The organism is Fulvivirga lutea (assembly GCF_017068455.1).
GTDB classification, from domain to species: Bacteria; Bacteroidota; Bacteroidia; order Cytophagales; family Cyclobacteriaceae; genus Fulvivirga; species Fulvivirga lutea.
The window spans coordinates 1,958,818-1,980,675 of record NZ_CP070608.1; the positions used below are offsets into that span (position 1 = coordinate 1,958,818).

Annotated in this window: 11 protein-coding genes; all 11 read left to right on the forward strand. The window is 36.1% G+C overall.

Annotated features, from left to right (window positions below; genetic code table 11):
* Nucleotides 1–154 precede the first annotated feature (154 nt).
* The 11 genes from JR347_RS08935 (at nucleotide 155) to JR347_RS08985 (ending at nucleotide 21,848) form a co-directional block, all read left to right on the forward strand.
* The gene (locus tag JR347_RS08935) at nucleotides 155–3,829 is read left to right on the forward strand and encodes a DUF7149 domain-containing protein (RefSeq protein ID WP_205723707.1); all 3,675 of its coding nucleotides are present in this window, start codon (nucleotides 155–157) and stop codon (nucleotides 3,827–3,829) included.
* 1 nt (nucleotide 3,830) lies between these two features.
* Nucleotides 3,831–4,298, forward strand: a complete 468-nt coding sequence (locus JR347_RS08940; RefSeq protein ID WP_205723708.1) for a hypothetical protein — start codon at nucleotides 3,831–3,833, stop codon at nucleotides 4,296–4,298.
* Between the two features lie 30 nt (nucleotides 4,299–4,328).
* Nucleotides 4,329–6,254, forward strand: a complete 1,926-nt coding sequence (locus JR347_RS08945) for an ATP-binding protein (protein WP_205723709.1) — start codon at nucleotides 4,329–4,331, stop codon at nucleotides 6,252–6,254.
* 3 nt (nucleotides 6,255–6,257) lie between these two features.
* Nucleotides 6,258–7,490: a DUF2130 domain-containing protein gene (locus JR347_RS08950; RefSeq protein WP_205723710.1), complete on the forward strand. Its 1,233-nt coding sequence runs from the start codon at nucleotides 6,258–6,260 to the stop codon at nucleotides 7,488–7,490.
* Nucleotides 7,491–8,156 (forward strand): hypothetical protein, encoded by a 666-nt coding sequence (locus JR347_RS08955; protein WP_205723711.1) that lies wholly within the window; start codon nucleotides 7,491–7,493, stop codon nucleotides 8,154–8,156. It abuts the gene before it with no gap.
* Between the two features lie 156 nt (nucleotides 8,157–8,312).
* Nucleotides 8,313–8,774 carry a hypothetical protein gene (locus JR347_RS08960; RefSeq protein WP_205723712.1) on the forward strand — a complete coding sequence of 154 codons (462 nt, stop codon included), beginning with the start codon at nucleotides 8,313–8,315 and terminating at the stop codon, nucleotides 8,772–8,774.
* A gap of 7 nt (nucleotides 8,775–8,781) precedes the next feature.
* Entirely contained in the window at nucleotides 8,782–9,189 is a 408-nt protein-coding gene (locus JR347_RS08965; protein ID WP_235689783.1) for a helix-turn-helix domain-containing protein, read from the forward strand.
* Nucleotides 9,189–9,668, forward strand: coding sequence for a hypothetical protein (locus JR347_RS08970; RefSeq protein WP_205723713.1), 480 nt, complete (start codon nucleotides 9,189–9,191; stop codon nucleotides 9,666–9,668). The genes JR347_RS08965 and JR347_RS08970 overlap by 1 nt, the downstream gene beginning before the upstream one ends.
* 756 nt (nucleotides 9,669–10,424) lie before the next feature.
* Nucleotides 10,425–17,132 (forward strand): choice-of-anchor D domain-containing protein, encoded by a 6,708-nt coding sequence (locus tag JR347_RS08975; RefSeq protein WP_205723714.1) that lies wholly within the window; start codon nucleotides 10,425–10,427, stop codon nucleotides 17,130–17,132.
* A 10-nt stretch (nucleotides 17,133–17,142) separates the two neighbouring features.
* The gene (locus tag JR347_RS08980; RefSeq protein WP_205723715.1) at nucleotides 17,143–21,519 is read left to right on the forward strand and encodes a DUF6443 domain-containing protein; all 4,377 of its coding nucleotides are present in this window, start codon (nucleotides 17,143–17,145) and stop codon (nucleotides 21,517–21,519) included.
* Nucleotides 21,516–21,848, forward strand: coding sequence for a hypothetical protein (locus JR347_RS08985; protein WP_205723716.1), 333 nt, complete (start codon nucleotides 21,516–21,518; stop codon nucleotides 21,846–21,848). Before JR347_RS08980 ends, JR347_RS08985 begins: the two co-directional genes overlap by 4 nt.
* Nucleotides 21,849–21,858 lie beyond the last annotated feature (10 nt).

Genomic DNA, 21,858 nt, shown 5'->3' on the forward strand with positions numbered 1-21,858 from the left:
GTAAATGTGAGGTAGTTAGGTAAAAACCCCTATCAAATTAGGTAAAAACCCCTAATACGTTAAAATTACGCATAAATTTATTCGCTACTTTCACGAAAGTTGCGAACGCAAATACTATCTTTATCAGTACTCATTACATATTTATCTTAGTTGGATGGCCCGAGAAAAGAAACCATTTATCACACCTACACAAGCGTTAAACAAGGCGTACCGTAAACAAAAAGTCTACAGTGGGGATATCGAACTCTTCCGTAATAATCTCTCTAAACTCTTGGGCGAGCTGGATGAGCAAGAGAGTGAAGAGCATGTGAAGAATGATGTGATTCAATTCTTGAATGATACCTGGTATAAGGGAGACTTTGCTATCAACACCAAAGACCGAACTGATCTGGTCATCCATAATGAAAAAACTACGAAGAGCACAGCAGGAGTTTTATTAGAAGTAAAGAAGCCCTCCAATAAAAGTGAGATGGTGAGTAAAGACAAGTTGAATGCAAAGGCACTTCAAGAACTTGTCTTGTATTATTTACGAGAACGCATTGAAAAAGAAAATACCGACATCAAGCACCTAGTAGTTACGAATGTATATGAATGGTTTGTGTTTGATGCCAGTACTTTTTATGAAGCTTTCTATAAAAATTCAGCGCTTGTAAAGGAGTTTAAACAATGGAATGCAGGGCAGAAAGACACTACTAAAACAGAGCTGTTTTATAAAGATATTGCCGCCCCGGCCATCGATAAATTAAAGGAACAACTTACTTATACCTGGTTTGACTTTCGTGAATTTGAAAAGGAACTAAAGAAGGAGGGCGACTCAACTAAGCTGATTAGTTTATACAAGTTGCTTTCACCCGTGCACTTACTAAAGCAGCCCTTTGCCAATGATAGTAATAGCCTAAACAAACAATTCTATCATGAGTTGCTGCATATCATTGGTTTAGAAGAAACAAAGGATAAGGGTAAGAAAATCATCCAGCGTAAAGAAAAGGGTAAACGAGATTCTGGATCTCTTCTGGAAAATGCCATGCTCATCATGGATGAGCGGGATCGACTGCGTATGCTTGACCGACCTTCACACTTTGGTAAGAATGCAGAAGAGCAAGCCTATAACGTTGGTTTAGAATTGTGTATTACTTGGGTGAATCGTGTGCTATTTCTCAAGCTGTTAGAATCGCAGTTAGTGAGTTATCATAAAGGAGATAAGACCTACAAGTTTTTAGACTCTAAAACCATACCTGATTATGATGTACTTGACCGACTCTTCTTTGGCGTATTGGCACGCAAGCAGCAGGATAGACACGAGCGTTATAAGGAATTATTTGCGCATATCCCATATCTGAACAGTTCACTTTTCGAACCAACGGGTTTGGAAGAAGTACTTTCTATATCGATGCTCAGCCATGATACACCTATTGAGGTATATAGCCAAACGGTCCTGAAGGATGAAAAGGGCAAACGCATTGGTGGAAAGAAAGACCCACTCACATACCTCTTTGAGTTTTTGGAAGCCTATGACTTTGCCAGTGAGGGAAAGGAAGCCATTCAGGATGAGTCCAAGTCATTAATTAACGCTTCAGTATTAGGATTAATCTTTGAGAAGATTAATGGTTATAAAGATGGCAGCTTTTATACCCCTGGCTTTATTACGATGTACATGTGCCGTGAAACGATAAGAAGGGCTGTTGTACAAAAGTTTAATGAAGCTAAGGGTTGGGCGCTTGAAAGTTTTGAGCAGTTATACGACAAGATTGAAGACAAAAAAGAGGCGAATGACATTATCAATAGCCTGAAGATTTGCGACCCTGCTGTAGGTTCAGGCCACTTTCTAGTATCTGCTTTAAATGAAATCATTGCAATAAAATCTGAGCTAAGAATCTTGTTAGATAAGGAAGGCAAAACCTTACGAGATTATGATATAACCATTGAAAACGATGAGCTGATCATTACCGATGACAATGGAGCCTTCTTTGATTATACCGTTGGTAGTAATGAGAAGCAACGGGTGCAAGAAACGCTCTTTCATGAAAAGCAGACTATTATTGAAAACTGTCTTTTTGGAGTAGACATTAACCCGAACTCGGTAAAGATTTGTCGTTTACGATTGTGGATAGAGCTTCTTAAAAACGCCTACTACATTAATCCCCTCTCGGGAGGGGACAAAGGGGTGGGCAATCCCTCCTTGAGGAGGGTGCCCGAAGGGCGGGAGGTGTTACAAACCCTGCCCAACATTGACATCAACATTAAAACCGGCAATAGCCTCATTAGCCGTTTTGATTTGGATACTGATATTAGCGAGGCGCTAAAGAAAAGCAAATGGGATATTACCACGTATCGTAATGCGGTAAACAGCTATAAAAATGCGACCAGCAAGGAGGACAAGCGCGAGTTTGAGCGATTGATTGAGAGCATAAAGGGTGACTTTGAAACCGAGATTGGCAAAAAGGACAAGCGACTGATACGCTCTCAAAAGTTGAAAGGAGAATTGATGAAACTCACCCAACAAACGGATTTGTTTGGCTTGGTAGGGGCAAAGAAGAAAGCCTGGGAGAAAGAGGTGAATGATAAAACCAAAGCCTTGCAAAAGCTTGAGCAGGAGCTGGAAGAGGTGCGTAGCAACCAAATTTTTGAGGATGCTTTTGAATGGCGATTTGAATTCCCAGAAGTATTGGATGATGCAGGTAATTTCAAAGGCTTTGATGTGGTGATTGGGAATCCGCCTTATTTAAGAGTACGGGACGATAGTCAATCTTTTTTAGCAGAACGATATTTAACGGCCGAAAATCAATTAGACCTATATCATCTTTTCATTGAAAAGTCTCATCAAATACTTGACTCAAAGGGCATCAATTCCTTTATTGTACCCAATGCATTTTTAGCAAATCAGAATACTTTTAAGTTAAGAGAATTCATACTTTCCAATTTTGGAATACTATCATTTGTAGATATTAGGGATGATGTATTTGAGGAGGCATCTGTGGATGTCTTAATATATTTATTTTCAAAAGCCAAGTTTAACGGAGTTTCAATAAATCATTTAGGTCAGAATCAAAGCATAATTGTTCAAAATGAATTTAACCCCGGATCTTTTAAAACTAATCGTGGATTCAATTTTACAACTACACTCTCTCCAAATGAAAATACTATTATACAGAAGATTGAAAGTCAAAGCATTAATGTTGAAGACAAGTATGATTGCAGTTCAGGAATTAAGGAATATCAAGTAGGAAAAGGAAAACCTGCTCAAACATCAAGTCAAGTAAAGAACAAGGTATTTAATTCATTCTCAAAAGTTGATGTAACGTATTTACCTGAATTAAGAGGTAAGAATTTAAGAAAATACGTTTTTTCATGGAATAACGAATACATCAGCTATGGATCATGGCTTGCAGAACCGAGAGATGTGAAATATTCTTTGGGTACTAGATTATTAATTCGGCAAATACCTGGTAAGGATTCTTTGGTAACTTCTTTAGTCAAAGATGATTTTGTTATAGATCAAACTGCATATGTATTAAAACCAAAGAACGATGCTGTTAATCCAATTCATGATTTAGCAATTTTTAATTCAAAATTGATCTTTTGGTATTTTAGGAATATTAATAATGAGTTTGACGACCTGTTCCCAAAAATAAAGGCAGGAGAAATTAAAGCATTGCCTTTAATTGATAAAACTAATCCATTGATTGAAAATAAAGTCACCCAAATACTAAATGATAAAAATGAAAACCCTTCAAGAGATACTTTAGAATTAGAAAAGGAAATAGACCAGTTGGTGTATGAGTTGTATGGGTTGACGGAAGAGGAAATTAAAATTGTGGAGGGCAGTTGATATGGATTGGATACAAAACATATTGCCAACATTATTGGTAGTATCCACTGGTTTACTTACCTGGTTCCTAAAGGACAAGTCAGAAAAACTTAAGCTTCAAAGAGAGAAATTAATTGAAGAGAAACGGCTAAACTATGAGAAGATATTGGAGCCAATTATCCGTGTTTTTTCAGGTGCTAAAAATAAGTCTGAAATGGCTAAGGCTGTTAAACAGATTCAATCACATGAGTATAGGAAATCTGCATTTCAGTTGATGCTTTTCGGCTCTGATGGAGTTGTAAATGCCTACAATAACTTTTTTCAATATCTCTATAACAATGAATCTAATTTAGATCCATATAAGATGCTTCATGCTTTGGGAAATGTTGTGCTTGAAATAAGAAAAGACTTGGGCAACAACAGTACAGCACTCAAGGAATATGACATGCTGAGATTTATGATAACGGATATCGATAGGGTTACTAATTGATATAGTTTGATCAACTTAAAATAATTAATCATGAAATTAAAGTTGTTAAAAATCAGGAACTTCAGAAGTTATTCAAATGAAGTTGAAATTCGTATTGATGATTTGAATGTTTTGATTGGTAGGAATGATGTTGGCAAATCTTCGATCATGGAAGCTTTGGATATATTCTTTAATGGAAAACCAGATTTTAGTGATTTATCGATAGGAGCAGGAGAATTACAAATTGATATAACCTGCGTATTTAGCGATTTACCGGATAGCTTGATTTTGGACGATTCCGTATCAACAAGTTTAGCAAGTGAATTTTTGCTAAATGATGATGGAGATTTAGAAATAGTTAAGCAATTCAAATTCTCAAGAGCTGGGACGTTAACGGCAGAGTCATTTATAAAATGTTTATACCCTGATAATGAAGCACTAGATGATTTGCTTTCAAAAAAAAGGAACACTTTAAAGTTGCAATTAGATGAACTTGGTATTGGTCATGAGGGAGTAAATAGAACCCAAAGTAAGGATTTGAGAAGGGCAATTCGCGATCATTATTACCCAGGTCAAGAAGTTCAAACTACTCAAAAGCTGATAAAGATTGAGGGTAAATTGGATAATGAAGATAATAGAAAAAAGATATGGGCAAGTATTAGTAAGTATTTACCTATATACTCTTTATTTTTTGTCGATAAGAAATTGGATGATCAGGATTCTGACATTCAAGATCCGATGAAGGAAATCGTAAAAGAGGTTTTGGGTCGTCCTGACATTGCACCACTACTTGAGCAACTAAAAGAACAGATTCAGAGTGCTTCAACTGTTCTTGCCGATGCAACTATAGAAAAGGTAAATGAACTAGATGTGACTCTGGCAGAAACCTTACGTTCAAATTTCCCTAAAGAACCCTCATGGAATACAATTTTCAAATTAAGTCTAGAAGATGATAGGGGAATTTCACTTAACAAAAGAGGATCTGGAATTCGAAGACTGGTTTTACTAAGTTTTTTTAGAGCCCAGGTTGATAGAAGAAAGACAGATCAAGCGCCAAATGTTATATACGCACTTGAAGAACCTGAAACCTCGCAACATCCAGATTTTCAGATGATGATTGTTAATTCAATGAAGGAATTAGCAGAGACAGAAAATGCTCAGGTTATTTTTACTACGCATAATTCAAATTTAGCTGGTGAAATTCCTAAGTCATCACTAAGATATATATTCAAAGAAGATGGAAATACCCAAATTGAATCAGGCACAAATGAAGATGGAACTGATAATGTTGAAATAATAGATAGAATTATCGAAACGCTGGGAGCCTTACCTGATCCTAAAAACAAAGTAAAAGTCTTAATTTTTGTTGAGGGTGAAAATGATGTTAATGGGTTGATTAATTATAGTAAAATGTTAAATAATCATGATGCCAATATTCTTAACCTAGATAATAATGAAAGTGTAGCTTTTATACCTGTTGGTGGGTCTCAATTGAAGTTCTATGTTGAAAAGAAATATTTGGATGGATTGACTCAAGCACAATTTCACTTATATGATTCAGATAAGCCCGAATACGTACAAAAAGTTCAAGAGTTAAATGCTGAGAATAATCCTCGTAAAATAGGATTTAATACGACAAAACGTGAATTGGAAAGTTATCTACATATTGATGCTATTTTAGAATGTTACGCGGAAAAAGGAATTGACATTACATTAGAGGCTATAGAGGAAGACACTGATTTGCCATTAGAAGTTGCTAAAGCCGTTCATTCTGTTAATGGCGAAGGTACATGGGAAGAAATGCATTCTGACCCTCGTTTACTAATTGAGAAACAAAAAAGTAAAATAAGTAGAGTTAAACAGAGATTGAATACCGATGCAATATCAAAAATGACTGTGCCTAGATTACAAGAAACAGAAGGATTTGATGAAATAGTAATGTGGTTAAATCAAATATCTGATTTTATAAATAATTAGTCCATGAACAACTCAACCCAAATCAAATGCCCAAACTGTGGCACTTCCATAGATGTGCAGGATATTCTTGCCCATCAGGTAGAAGAGCAGTTTAAAAAGGAGTATGAGCAAAAGGAAGCTCAACTGGCTCAGCTCAAACAGGAGTTTGAAGAGAAGAAACGTAAGGAGAATGAACTGTTTCAAGAGCGTTTGGAAAAGCAGTTGAAGGAGCGTAGCAAAGAGGCCGAAGAAAGGCTGAAACTCAAGTTATTAGAAGAAAATCAGGAGCAATTCAAAGCCTTACAATCCGAGCTCAATGAAAAGTCGGAGCAGGTAAAGGAACTTAACCGCACCAAGGCAGAAATTGAAAAACTCAAGCGTGAAAAGGAGGAATTAAAAGAGGTAGCAGAAGCTGAAGCCCAGAAAAAATTGAATGAGTTGCTTACTGCAGAAAAGGATAAAATCAGAAAGGCCGAAGAAGATAAAAATGAATTGCGCTTCAAAGAACTTCAAAAGCAGCTGGAAGATCAGAAGAAGCTTACAGAAGAAATGAAACGTAAACAGGAGCAGGGCTCTATGCAGCTACAGGGAGAAATTCAGGAATTGGCCATAGAAGAATGGCTCATGAGTCAATTTCCTTTAGATTCTATTGAAGAAATTAAAAAAGGTGCCAGAGGTGGAGACTGCATCCAAACAGTAAACACAAGAGCCCGTCAGAATTGTGGTACCATCTATTATGAAAGTAAGCGCACCAAGGATTTTCAACCTGGTTGGATAGAAAAGTTCAAAGCGGATATGCGTGATAAAGGCGCAGATGTTGGTGTATTAGTAACCGAGGCCATGCCTTCAGGTATGGATCGTATGGGCATTCGTGATGGAGTCTGGATTTGTAGCTATGATGAGTTCAAAGGCCTTTGTGCAGTTTTAAGAGAGTCTGTAATACAATTGAGTGTAGCTCTCACCACACAGGAGGGCAAAGGAGATAAAATGCATATGCTTTATGACTTCCTGACTAGCACAACCTTTCGTATGCAGGTAGAAGCTATAGTAGAAGGCTTCAGCTCTATGAAGAATGCCCTAGAAAGTGAGAAGAGATCGATGCAGCGCATCTGGAAAGAGCGTGAAAAGCAGATTGATAAAGTGATCACCAATACCATTGATATGTATGGCTCTATCAAAGGCATTGCCGGTAATGCTGTACAATCTGTGAAGGCTTTGGAGTTGGGAGAGGATGAACAAGATTTTACTGAAGAATAAATGAGCCTATTTAAAGACAAAAATGGTGAACTTAAGCTGAGTGCGATTCTGGTGGCATCTCTCTTGGTTGTTGTGCTGTTATGGGCTTCCACATTTATTTTCCTCAATACATCCAAATCTGGGGAAATAGGAGATAGTTTCGGAATGGTAAATGCCTTATTCTCTGCTTTGGCTTTTTCCCTTCTTATATACACATCATTGCTTCAAACCCAAGAACTAAAACTTCAAAGAAAGGAGTTGGAGGAAAACCGTAAACAACTAGAGTCTAGTGCAAAGGCACATAATGAACTAGTTGAACTCACAAGAGCTATCAATAAGGATAAGCTTATTCCGCAGTATAAGGTAGAAGAATTAATTATTGGAGATAAAGAGACTAAATTGTTTTTAAGAGTGTATTATGGAGATTGCAAACTTATAGGTCTTAATACACATAAAAATGAGCAATTTAGTTGGGCTCTTAATGAAGATGATGGAACTCTGAAATTAAGAAAGGAAGGTGATATCGTTGGCCCAATTTCAATTATCACATCAAGACTAAATGAATTCAGTAAAGTAGTTATTTCTTATCAAATAAATAATGATAATGTATTCTGTCAGGATATAATAGATATCAATGGCGCATATAGTATTACAAACCCTTATCTCTCCAGTAATCAATTGTCATGATGAACAATCTACTAAATATATTGACTTGATATGCAGAAGCTTGCCACAGAAATGGTGTTGAAGAAATGGGAGATGATAGTGAATGAGTTGACTGGGTAATTATATAAATATTGTTTTAATTAATTTTTTTATTACATTTGAAAACTTAACTTATAAGTGAAGCGTTATAAGATTGAAATATTTAAGTCATTTGAAAAGGCTACCATATACACTATTCATGAACAAAATGCAGAATATAGTGAGACAGATGACTTTCTTATTCGTTTCAAAGATAATCCAGATCATAATGAGGACATTCAAACAATTAAATATTGGATTACAAAAATTGGAAGTACCGGAGTACTGGAAAGGCATTTTAGGCCTGAAAATGATGCGGTGGCGATCCCACTAGGACGATCGGGTTTACGACTTTATGGTTTTCGCATAACAAATGAAATTTTAATACTTGGTAACGGAGGTAAAAAGACTTCACAATTAGTGAAAGACAGTCCAGATGCATACCCTCATTTTCAGCTAATGAACTCAGTAGCATACATAATTAATTTAAAAATCCAGAAGGAAGAAATTACAATGAATGGAAGTGACTTGAATGGTGATCTGACATTTTTTGTTAAATAATACAACTATGAGTATGATATTCGATTCTATTGAAGTAAGTGATGAAGTCAAAAGACAAGTTGATCACTCGTTCGCAATCGTTGATCAAATTCATGCAATATTGGAAAGTAAAGGCATGACTCAGCGTGACTTGGCTATTTTACTGGAAAAAAGGGAGTCAGAAGTGAGCAAGTGGATGAGGGGAACTCACAATTTCACATTGAAGAGTATTTCTAAATTGGAAGTAGTTCTTGGCGAGTCAATAATTATTACTCCAAATCAAGCTAATAAGGAATATTCTAGTTTAAAAATGATTCCGGTTGTAGTATATGCCAATATTAATAGACCTGTGGTAAAAGAGAAGGTGACAACCCAACAAACGATTTGGAAAAAATCAAAAATTCAATTTTTCAATAAAGGATTAAGAACTGCCTAATGACACAAGTAAAAGTAGATCCTGAGAAAATTAATATGTTAGGACTGAGGATTACAAAGTCCTATTTTGAAGTTGACGAATCGGCATTAGAAGAGCCTGAACTAGTGGAGAATATAAAGCTTGGATGTAAATCTGAATCGGCATTTAATGTTGACGAGAAGTATCATTTTTTTCGTCTTTACATTAAAATTCAAGGATTTGATAAAAATGAGAAACAAGTTAGGGTGAGAGGAGAATACCATATTGATTTTCATTATATAGTTGAGAACTTGAGTGAATTTGTTTCATTTGAAAATGATGATACTGAAATAAATGTTGATGCTAACTTAGGGGCGACAATAGCTGGAATTTCATATTCTACAAGTAGAGGGATAATTCTAGATAGGACACAAACTACGGATTTTAATGGGGTTATCCTTCCAATTATAAATCCTCACAATTTGCTTGATAAGGATACCTTTAGTGAGATGGAAAACTAGTGATATACTAATTCTAGTTTATTTAATAATCTTTATTATTAACATCCCACTTAATCTCACTTATCCAATTTGAGATTAATTTTATGGAGTTATTTATATCTGTTTCTGATGGCAACTCACCTATCACTAGATCATTAAGTGTTGTTTGTTAAGTAGTCTTAATTTCTGTCCAGGTCTTTTCAGTTTCCTTAAAAATGATTGCCTCTTTAGGGTGTTGCACCAGCCAGTAGTTACTAGGCCCGGAGGCGTGCAAGGTTTTGCATATGCTGACTCCAACACAAAAGAAGAATTCAAAAACCTCGCGGCAATGATCAATTGGATGGCCAGTTTTGGATGGCGCTTAATTTCTAATCACATTATGCCATATGAGGGAGATTCAGGCAATAATTCTCAAAGTAATATTTTAAACACGAATGAGTATATAACTATCTTGATTTTTGAGAGGCCAATTCGCAATTGAAAAATATGGTTTTACAGATTACACGACTCTGATTATAGAAGTTTCTGAATGATTAGTGGTTAGGACAATGAAAATATCAATTAATAATTGAATTCGTTGTTTAAACATCATGTAATTTTTTCAAAAAGATTAAACATATATTGTTTTCTAATCTCTTGAAAATCAATTAATCAATTGATATAATACATTATAATATAAAAATAATATAATGTAATATATGTATTAAATTAGATTTTTTTGATCTTTTTCATCTGGCTATACTTGCAAAGTTTTCCACCTTAACCCTAAACCAGACAATGAAGACTGCAATCCGCAAGTTTGTAGCCTGTGTTATTCTTTTGACTTGTCAATTGGATTTATATTCACAGAATATTTCTGTTGCTCCAGAAATAGATCCATTCAATCTCACATCCAATCAATTAGCAACTATTCAAAATAATGTTAACCTCTTTAATGGTAGCGTTAACCTGCCATTGAATTTGGTTAATATTCCGTCAGTAGGTGGATTATCAATAAATGTTAGCCTTCGATACAATTCATCTAATTATGCCTACCAAGTCCCACTATGGAATTTAGATGCACCAACTGGCATTTTGGGCCTTGGTTGGTCGATGGATGTCCCTAAAATTGTAAGAAACCACAAAGGTACTGGGAATGTACATGATGATGAATATTATTTAATTGAGGGTGGGTCGCCAAATAAACTTATTTTAACCAGCAAGACTTCAACCACCAAATCATTTATTACTACAGGGTATAATTTTTGGATAATTAACTATTACCCTAATCTTGAGAAATGGGAGATTATCAAAGAGAATGGAGTTAAATATGTTTATGGTGATAAAAACTCTCAACGAAATACAGTACAGTGGATTGTAAAATGGGGAAATTGGATTGGTAACAGTTCAAATACAAATGCGCAACAACATTTAGCTCATGTTTGGAATTTATCTCAAATAATCAATTTACAAAATAAGTCAGTTGATTTTTCATATATAAGTCAAACAAGAAAGGTCGGAACAGGTTTAGGACTAGATCAAACGGAGGCTTCTTACTTATCTAAGGTAGTCGAACCTTTAGGGAGATCTCTAGAATTTATCTACAAAGATAAACAGCCTAATGAGTTCATGGAACCTCACATAGAAAATGGCAGAAATAAAAACGATGCTTATCAAGAATTTTATGAAACAAAATATCTTGATAAAGTAGAAGTTTTGAACAGTGATCAATCACTTAATCACTACTTTAATTTAGCATATGAATTTACCGGTGATGGTAATACTACTAAAAGACTTTTAAGCTCAATACAAAAGGTTAATTATACTCAATCATCATTTCCGAAAACAAGCTTTGAATATGGTCCGTTTGGTTTGAACCGAATAAGCACTCCTACTGGTGCGGAGATAGATTACCACTATAACACAGAAGGAATTCTCATTAATCATTCTCAAGCTGATTTAAGGATAACAGCACCATCAGGGTATGCTGAACCTATTGTAAAAGTTGGTAAAGATTTCGTAGTTGTCACATGGAGACAGCTTTCTGGAGGAGTACATGTCAATTCAGATAGAAATGTTAAAGTATTTGTATATCGATGGGATGGTGAGTGGCTGGAGTATGAATATAGTAATTCAATTGGCTCGGTTAGGCGGAGTGATATTCAAACAAGTCCTTGGGGTCCTGCAATAATTAAGCAGGACATAGAAATTAAACTAGAGGATGATTTTTTCGCAATTCTAAAACCGATGTATACTGGGAATAATTACAAATTACATTTATTTAAGAAGGATCCTAAAAATACATCTAAATGGATAGTATCTACCGATATTATAGATGTTGGTAACGGGAAACCAAAATTATTATCAGGTGATAATTTTGTTGCAGTTGGAGAAAGGCATGATTCTGACCTTCATACATTCATTATGAATGGAGATCAATGGAATCATGAAGTTCATGGGTTTTCTCAACCATGGAAAGAAACAGTTTTTTATACATCCTCAACTAATTATGTATTGAGACATTCTACAACTTCATCAGACTTTGTTGAGATAGTGTATCTCAATGAAATGAAGGAGTGGGTTGAAAAATCATTTCCTAATAATCCAGGAATGAATACCCACCCGGATAAAGAATCTTACTGGCATTCTTCTGAAAGTTTTGCTGCAGTTATGGCTGAAGGAGGTCACGAATTTATTTATAACTGGGATGAGAATTTTGAAAATGTAGTTATTACAGATACTGGTGTAGGTTACGCTGATAATGGACCAGTTGTTATCACTGGAAATTCTATGGTTGGATTATTCGGAGGCAATCAGATGAAAGTTTTCAGGTATACAGGTACCAATTGGGTTTCGAAATTAGCAACGGGTATACAGTCTCCAATTTCTTACGGGAATGATAACATGTTTTTCTCAGTGGGAGATTACACTGATTTTTATGAGTTTGATCCCAATTCGAATGTTTGGAAGAAGAAAATGTCCTTAAGTAGATTAGTTGATTTAGGTTCTCATACTGATTTACTATTGGATGGTTTATATCCTGCCAATAATACTTTTTTATATAACCAGAAAGGATATTCTCGAACAACTGCAGGTAAATGGGAGTATATAGGTCCTACTCCACGTTATCATGTAAATTCTATCACAAGAAATAGCAAGAAACCATCTATGGTAGTTAATCAGAATTCCTATATAGTTACAGATGTAGGAAGAGATGATGATATTAGATTTTACAAAAATGGTGAATTTGGTGCCAGATTCGAATATGAAGGTCGCATAAATATTAATAATGATAACAATGGCAGTCGTGTTGTTGGAGCTAAAACTGTGGTTTCATGGCTAGGGACATCTGATAATATTAATTTTGAAGATGTAAATACCTTAAAAATTCACAGAGTAGAGAATGATAAAATAGAGGGAAAGGTTATTAATCATCCCGTTCAAAAAATTACAATAAGTGGTATTGAGAATCCGATGAATGTTTATATTAAGTATGATCAGGCAACCGCTAGTTCATCAAATGGACTTCCTCGATTCAATAAAGTAACCATATATCAAGGTAGTGATAATGGAGTTGAGACTCCTTTGGGTAGAACTGAATATTACTTTTATAATGGTTTAAATTCTGGGGAAGTGTCTTTAAGTTACCCGACAAAAGGGGGAGGTAATGGCAATTCCCATTATTCATTACTAACTGGGTTGCCCTATGCAATAAAAACTTATGATGCTTCTAATGATTTATTGAGCAGTCAGTTGACAACTTATAAAGTTTTCACCAAATCTGTTCCTGCAGGAACCAATTCGAATTCGAATGTATATTTTGCAAGACCAATCGAATTGAATTTGGAAAATGAAGATATAAAAAGTGTTACAAGATTTACTTTGGATGACAACACAGGGTTAAATAAGGAGATAGAAACAGCCCATATTGTTGATGGTACGGAAATAAATAAGACTAAGGTAGTTCATAAATATTGGTGGCAAGAGTATAACTCCAGTAGATCAAAAAATATCCTTTCACCAATTATACAGTCTAAAACTATAAAGGATGGAGTCACACTATCTTCCACGGTTAATGTATTTAATGGAGGAGCTTCTAATCCTTCAATATATCAATCATTCGAGTGGAAAAGAACAGGAAGCCCTGATTTCTCAAGCTGGGCGGCTGGCTCTGACCCGGGGAATAATTGGCGAAGCAATGTGATTTATACTGCGAAAGACACGTATGGAAGAGTGGAAGAGTTAAAAGATGCAAAAGGAGTTTACACAACAAACGGCTATGACGATGATGGGAGATTAGTCTATTCGGTTTACAATGCTAGAAAAAATAAAGTTCTATTCGATGACTTTGAAAAAAATGGTAACAGCACCGTGTCCAAGACTGGTAGAAAATCAAGGTCTGGAGCCTATAGCATTACTCTTCCAAGTTCCGGAACTTATCAATTAACGTATTGGAAAAAGAATGGAACTCAAGCATGGCAATTTATTAATGAAACGATTAGCAGTAATGTTTCTATTGGTGGAAGTGATGTTAAAATTGATCAGGTAAGGTTAATGCCAGTAAATGCCAGGTTTACATCAAACTCATATGATGAGCAAGGCAATTTAATTACCAATTGTGGGGTAAATAACGAAATTATCAAATATGAATATGATAAGCTTAACAGGCTCAACCTTGTTAGAGATCATGATAATACAATTATTGAAAAGCACCAAACATACTTGCATAATGACTTTAGAAGATTGGGTGTGTATGGACAGTTAGATTTTGGCAAGGTTTTATTAGATGAATCAAAAACTAATGTTATCAAGCTTGTGAATGAAGGTTTTGAAGATATTTTGATATCTAGTATTTCTGTACCTAGTGGATTTAGTTTTAATACTTGGTCAGGAACACTATCACCGTCTCAGAGTATTGAGATACCTATTACTTTTAATCCTGTTCTTGAGAAGTCATATAATGGCTCTTTCATTATAAGTTCGAATGCCACAAGTGGTACAGACGATCTATTTCTTTATGGTGTTGGAAGGGCTATACGCGAAATTAGCGTTACTTATTTAGATGGTGGCGTAGAAAAAGCTGAATTGAATTTTGGAGATGTTAATATTAACAATACCCACACAGCGACAATAAGAGTAAGAAATGAGGGAAATCGTTCACTTGAAGTGTATGATTTAGATTACCCTGAACCATTTACTGGTCCTTATGAATATGCGCCTGTAATTATAAGTCAACTTGTTACAATTGATGAAGAAGGAGTTATAATCGATGAAGAAGATCCAGAGGGCTCGTTACTGCTGATAAAAAAAGGAACTTCTATGCCAACGTCATTTGTAGTCGCTCCGGGTAGTTTTTATGATTTGGTTATTGAATTTACACCAACTGAAACAATTGCATATTCTGGTGTGATTTCTGTTAATTGTAACTCTACAGAAGGTATTAACACGATCAATGTTCAAGGGGAAGGTAAAAAAATAAGAACGGCTTCGTTTGATTCGAATATAGATTTTGGAGTTGTAAATGTTGGATCTACTGAAATTCAAAATGTTGTAATCACCAATTCAGGAAATTATCCATTAACAATTTCATCTCTTACAGGTATAGCTGACGGTTATTATTATGGATGGAAGAATATAATGCCTGAGTATACCGACCCTGAAAATCCCTTTAACAATCCTGAAGAAGATGTAATAGACCATAATAAATTATTAAAAGGTGAGGCTATTATTAATCCTGGGTATGCTCGTACAATTGAGATAAGGTTTACCCCTGATCAGCCGATCACTTATGATGGGCAAATCACAATAAACGGTGACTTCACAAGTGGTAATAATAAAATTAACATCACAGGAAGAGGTAGGCCTACACGAATAATAAGATTGGTTGGGGATTTAGATTTTGGGACGATTGACCCTGGGAATTCCACAACAAGAAACATAACAATTTACAATGATGGTAATTCAAATTTAACCGTTAATAGTATTACCACTCCAAGTGGATTTCAGTCAAGCTGGAGTGGTGCAATATCGCCTGGTGGGAGCCAAGTAGTACCTGTTACTTTTAGCCCTTCCAGTCCTATTGCATACGATGGTAACTTGGTTGTTAATTCTAATAAAACAGGGGGTACATCAAGCGTACCTGTGAGTGGACAGGGTAGAATTAAACGAATAATTGCCCTTTCAGGAAATATGAGTTTTGGGGATGTTAGCTCCAATACTAATGCTTATAGAACTCTTAAAATATCTAATAATGGTAATTCTAATTTAACCATCAACTCAATTTCCTATCCGAGTAATTTCTATGGATGGACCTCAGTTTCATCATCGTCAACCTCTTCATTAGCAGTTCCATATAATAGCAATGGATTGGTATTGGCTCCGGGAGCAGATGTGGACATAAGCGTTCGGTTTAATTCCAACGACCCACAATCATATGGCGGTAATATAATTGTACAGTCAAACAAAACCAGTGGTGGAAATTCGATTTCTACGTCTGCTAATATTTTACCGACACGTATTATTGAGATGCCTAATTCAGTTTCTGTAGGTACTGTTAATCTTAATTTTACTGTTACAGAATCAGTAGTGATATCTAATACGGGCAATTCCACACTTAATATTACAGGGGTAAGAATGCCAATCGGGTTTTCTGGAGGTTTTAGAAACATTCAGGATATAAATGACGGAACACGGCCTACTTATACTGATCAAGTAATGATTTTACCTGGTTACTCAAGGTCTTTAGAAGTAAAATTTACACCTACTGAACCAGTAGAATATTCAGGGATGATAACAATATTCTCAGACAAGACGTCCGGTTCTGGGTCATTAACTATTACCGGGCATGGAAGAAAGACACGAATTATTCGTTTAACCGGGAATCTTGATTTTGGAACAGTTGAGCCTGGATCTACGCTTTCCAGAAATGTTGGGATTGTGAATGATGGAAATTCACCTATTACTATCAATTCAATATCAACCCCTTCAGGTTTTAGTGGTAATTGGAGTGGCACAATAAATCCCGGAACTGTTAAGTATGTATCTATCCAATTTACTCCTACAACTGCCGGGCAATATTATTCTGGAACATTATCAGTGAGTTCAAATAAAACAGGGGGAACCCATACTATAGGTATAAGTGGTCAAGCAGGAGGAACAAGGGTAATTGCCTTATCTGGAAACCTTTCATTTGGGCAACTTGCCAGAGGTGCAACTGCGACAAGAACATTAACAATACATAATAATGGGTATAGTCCCCTAACAGTAAGTGGTGTTAGAACTCCGCCTGGATTTTCTGGAAATTGGTCTGGAACAATAGCTCCCGGATCTTCTCGAAATGTCACCATAACTTTTAGTCCAACAGAAAACATAACCTATGGAGGTAATGTAACCGTTATGAGTAACAGTACTTCAGGTACTAGTTCTAGAAGTATTAGTGGTACAGGTGTTACTATTTCAAACCCGCCAAAACCAAAACCAATTTTACCAGTAGGAGAACAACCGTAGAGTCAAAAGTATGAAATCTATATTAAAAATATTTATAATAATTTGTGCTCCCCTGGCAGTTTTGGGGCAATCCAAAAACATCAGCAAGGTGGAGGTACCTCTTGTACCAGTTACTGACCCAGCGGTGGTAGGTACGCTTCCATCAGAAAGTGTTTCAAGAAATATTCAATATACTGACGCACTGGGTAGGCCTATACAACAGTTGTCGTTGGGTGCCACCCCGGCAGGAAATGATATTATAAGTTCTGGCAGTATTAATGACCTTGGCAGACAGGAAAAAGGCTATTTGCCTTATGTTGGTAATACTGGTGATGGAGATTATCAGACTAATTGGCTTACAGACCTAAATAATTTCTACAATGGCCAAAATACAATTCCTGCAGAAAATAAACCTTTTTCAAAAGTTGTTTATGAAGCTTCAACACGGGGTAAAGTCGAAAAGGCATTTGGTGTAGGAAGCTATTACATAAATAACAACAAATATTCTACCACTAAAACAGGTACTAGTGGTAAAGTAGAAATCAAAAAGTGGGTAATTAATGGAAGTGAATTAACCGCAGATACTTTTTTTGACGAAGGTGAATTATTCTACCAGGAGGTGATTACCAATGAAGGCAAGCGAGTGAGAACTTATACTGATTTAGATGGGAAATTAATCTTAAAGGGTATATATGAAGGAGAAGAACAAAGAACTTACCAGGTGAGCGAATGTCTTCGAGACTTCGAAACGGGTAAATGTTTAACTCCACCGATAACTGAGACTATCACTGTAGAAACATGGAAAGAAACACGCTATGTATACGATCAATACAATAACCTTAAATTTATTCTTACCCCCTTGCTCACCAATCAAGATGCTATCAGTGCTTCTGATTTAAATACCTATGCCTTCCAATTTAAACATGATACCGAAGGACGAATTACTGAAAGTAAAAAACCGGGTGCCGGTTGGGAATATATCATCTATGATCAATGGGGAAGGCCTGTGCTTCAACAAGATGCCAGGTTAAGACAAGACGGCTTATGGTCTTTTGTAAAGTATGATCAGTTTGATAGAGTGGTTCTGTCCGGAGTATTTAATACAGGTTTAAGTCGATCAGAATTACGAACAGAAGCTCTCGCTCACACTGTTGCCTATGAAATTAAGTCGGCAAATAGCATTGGCTATAGTCTTAACAGAACATATCCAACCTCAATAAGTGAATCAGATTTACTATCAATCACACACTATGATGATTATAATTTCCTGTTAAATGCAAGTTGGGATACTGATGGTCATATTTTTTCATTTGCAAGTCCATCCGGTTTCAATGAAACAACCACTTCATTAACATTAAATGATTATGCTACCGGTAACAAGGTAAGAATATTAGATACAGATACTTGGTTAAATTCGGTATCCTATTTTAATGTCGATGGCGAGCTAGTGCAGGTGGTAGCAGAGAATCATTTGTCGGGCGTAGATCGCATATCATTTCAATATGATTTTAAGGGACAGTTAATTAAAAGTTTGCTAAACCATTCAAGCAACACAGATGCGGTCTCAATATTAGAGGAGTTTGAGTACGATCATTCAGGAAGGTTATTAAACACATATCATACTATTGATAACGGTGCTAGAACGCTATTGGCAAATTATGCTTATAACGAGCTGGGTCAGGTAATTGAAAACAACTTACATGGCTTATCATCTAATGAATATTTGCAATCTATTGATTATAGCTATGACATAGAGGGGCGATTAAGGACAATTAATAACGCCCAACTTTCGGTGTCTCCGGTAAATAATGATGCAAATGACCTTTTCGGTATGGAGTTAGTTTTTGGGGATGAAGCATTAAATGTAGAAGGTACTGCAATAGATTTAAATTATGATGGCCAAATTACCGCAATGAAGTGGAATACTGATTTCCCAGATGATGGTAAAAAACAGCAAATATATGGATATAAATATGATGATGAGAATCAATTAACAAATGCCTACTATGCGTCAGGCTCCTCATATACAAGTGAGGCAGGTCTATTTAGTGTAAAGAATGTTGTATATGATAGAAATGGGAATATTGAATCTTTAAAGCGCTATGGAAAATTGAACGGTTCAAAAGAATTGTTGGATGATCTAACACTTACCTATAGTGGCAATAAGCTCGTTAAAGTTGAAGATGCGGGCAGTGAACAAGGTTTTAATAATGGCACTACGGGCATTGATGATTATGGATATGATAATGCCGGTAATATGAAATATGATCTTAACCGCTCAATTACCAATATTCAATATAATATTCTGAACCTCCCTACGTCTATTACACATGATAACAAACGTATTGATTATATATTTGATGCGACTGGAAATAAAATCTCTACTAAATACCTTAATGGTGGAGATTTAGAAAAAAGTATCGATCAGGTGGGGGGTATTCAATATGTTGATGGGAAGATTGTATCAATAGGTACCGATTATGGAACAGCCATCAAAATTGATGATAACTTTTATTATGAGTATCAGCTTTCTGATCATTTAGGTAATAACCGTGTTTCATTTGGTATGCTGCCTGAAACCTTTGTATATCAGGCAACCATGGAAGATGCCTATTCAAGCACGGAAGTTTCCCATTTTGATAATATTGTTTCTACTAAGTCATTTGTTCCGGATTTTAACCGCACAGTGCCAAGTAAAGATGTGACAAATCCTAGTAACGTTGCCACACTTAACGGAGGTAACAATGCAGTTGGGCCGGCAAAGGTACTTGAAGTTAATGCAGGCGATAAAATTTCCATGAAAGTATTTGCTAGCTATATTAACTCTACTGAAGGTAATACTGCGTTAATTAGTGATTTGGCCGGAGCAGTAACTTCTTCCATGAACATGCTAGCAGATGCAGAGTTACTAGGCTCCATATCGTCATTAAATTCTGCTATTCCGGGTTTCTCTGCAGGTGTTGATACACACGAAAATGTACCGAAAGCTTATTTGAATTACATTTATTTGGATGAAAATTTTGCTAACCCTCAATTTGGCTATCATGAGGTAACTGACAAAGCGAAGAATAGCTTTATGGAGCTATCTATTGATATTGAGAGTCCTGGTAAAGGCTTTATATTTATTTATGTGGCTAATGAAAGTACAGTTCCTTCGGCTGATGTTTATTTTGATGACTTAACGATTGTTCATCAATCTGTGAACAGTGCTATGCAGATAACGCACGCTGCAGATTATTATCCGTTTGGTATGCCGAGTAATTTGTATAAAAATCAAGTACTTACGGATGTAATGTACCTCTACCAAAGCAAAAAGCTGGAAGAAGAAATAAATTTGTATGATTTTCATGCTCGATTATATGACCCGGGAACCGGAAGGTTTCTGGCGGTAGACCCAGCTGGGCAGTTTGCCAGCCCATACAATGGTATGGGTAATAATCCGATTTTAGGTATTGATCCTGATGGAAGGGTTTGGCATATTGTAATTGGTGCTGCTGTTGGTGGCACAATCAACTTACTGACTAACTTAGATAATATTGATAGCTTTGGAGAGGGGTTCGCTGCTTTTGGTGTTGGAGCAGCTGTAGGCGGTGCAACTGCTGCCTGTGGGACATGTGGAGGTGCAGTAGCTATTGCTTTAGGTGGCGGAGCACTAATTGGGGCCACAAATAATGTCATTGCTCAGACGGGTGACGGTGTTGGGTTAGATGGAGTTAATTGGGGGGATGTTGGTATGAGTGCTGCTGTTGGCGGTATTTCTGGTGTGGCGAGTTATGGTGCAGGAACTTGGGCTTCTAACAATTTAGCCTCGCCATTGATTAATAGTTGGAATGTACAAAGTCCAGTATTTTCGGCATTCATTAACGGTACAATAAGTGGAGGAGTGGGTGGCTATGCAGGCGGTTTTACCGCGGGTTACGCATTAACTGGAGATCTAAGTGCAGCAAACAAATATGGATTTAGTGGTTTAAAGACTGGTGCAAGTTTAGGAGGTGGCATCGCAAGTGCAAGTGCCTATTATTCGGCTACGAAACAAGGCATAAGTCCATGGACAGGAAAAGCTATGCCAACCAAATTTCAAGCTGATAATACTAATTATTTAAGAAAATTTGCTAGCTCTAAAGGTTGGGAAAGAGGACCGAATAAAAACGTAGAAACTTACGGGGTATATGGTGAAGATGGAAATTTCTCTTGGAGGATTAAGATAAAGCAACAAGGTAGTTTTAGAGTTGGTTTGAAATCTGGAAGTAATGTCCCAAGAGCTTCTGTAAGATTGGCGGAAGGTCTGTATTTTGATCCATTTATTAATCAGACAGTCCCTGCATCCCAAGGTAATCATATACCGTTACAACAGAGTTACCCAAAAGTACAGCCTGCTCCTGTAAAGATAAATTGGTGGTGGAGATGAAAAAAGAACTAAAATCACTTATAGGCCTTTTATTTGATATTTCTGCAGATTTAAATGCTCGAGATGATGCTCCTTATTATCTGAGAGATTATGATCAACCCGAAGCACTGGAAGCTTTAATATTGTATGCAAGTGAAGGGTTTAAGATACCTGGAGATGATGATGATGATATCTCAATGCTTAAAGGTTCTTGTGGAGAATCAATAGCATTCATGTGGCTAAGAAAGGAAATATTTGATATCACAGCTTACAACAAATTATCTAAGGAAGCTCAACTAGAAATTATTGGGCTTTTTAAGGCGAATAGGCCGGATTTAATTAAATTTTAGTTCTTTTTTA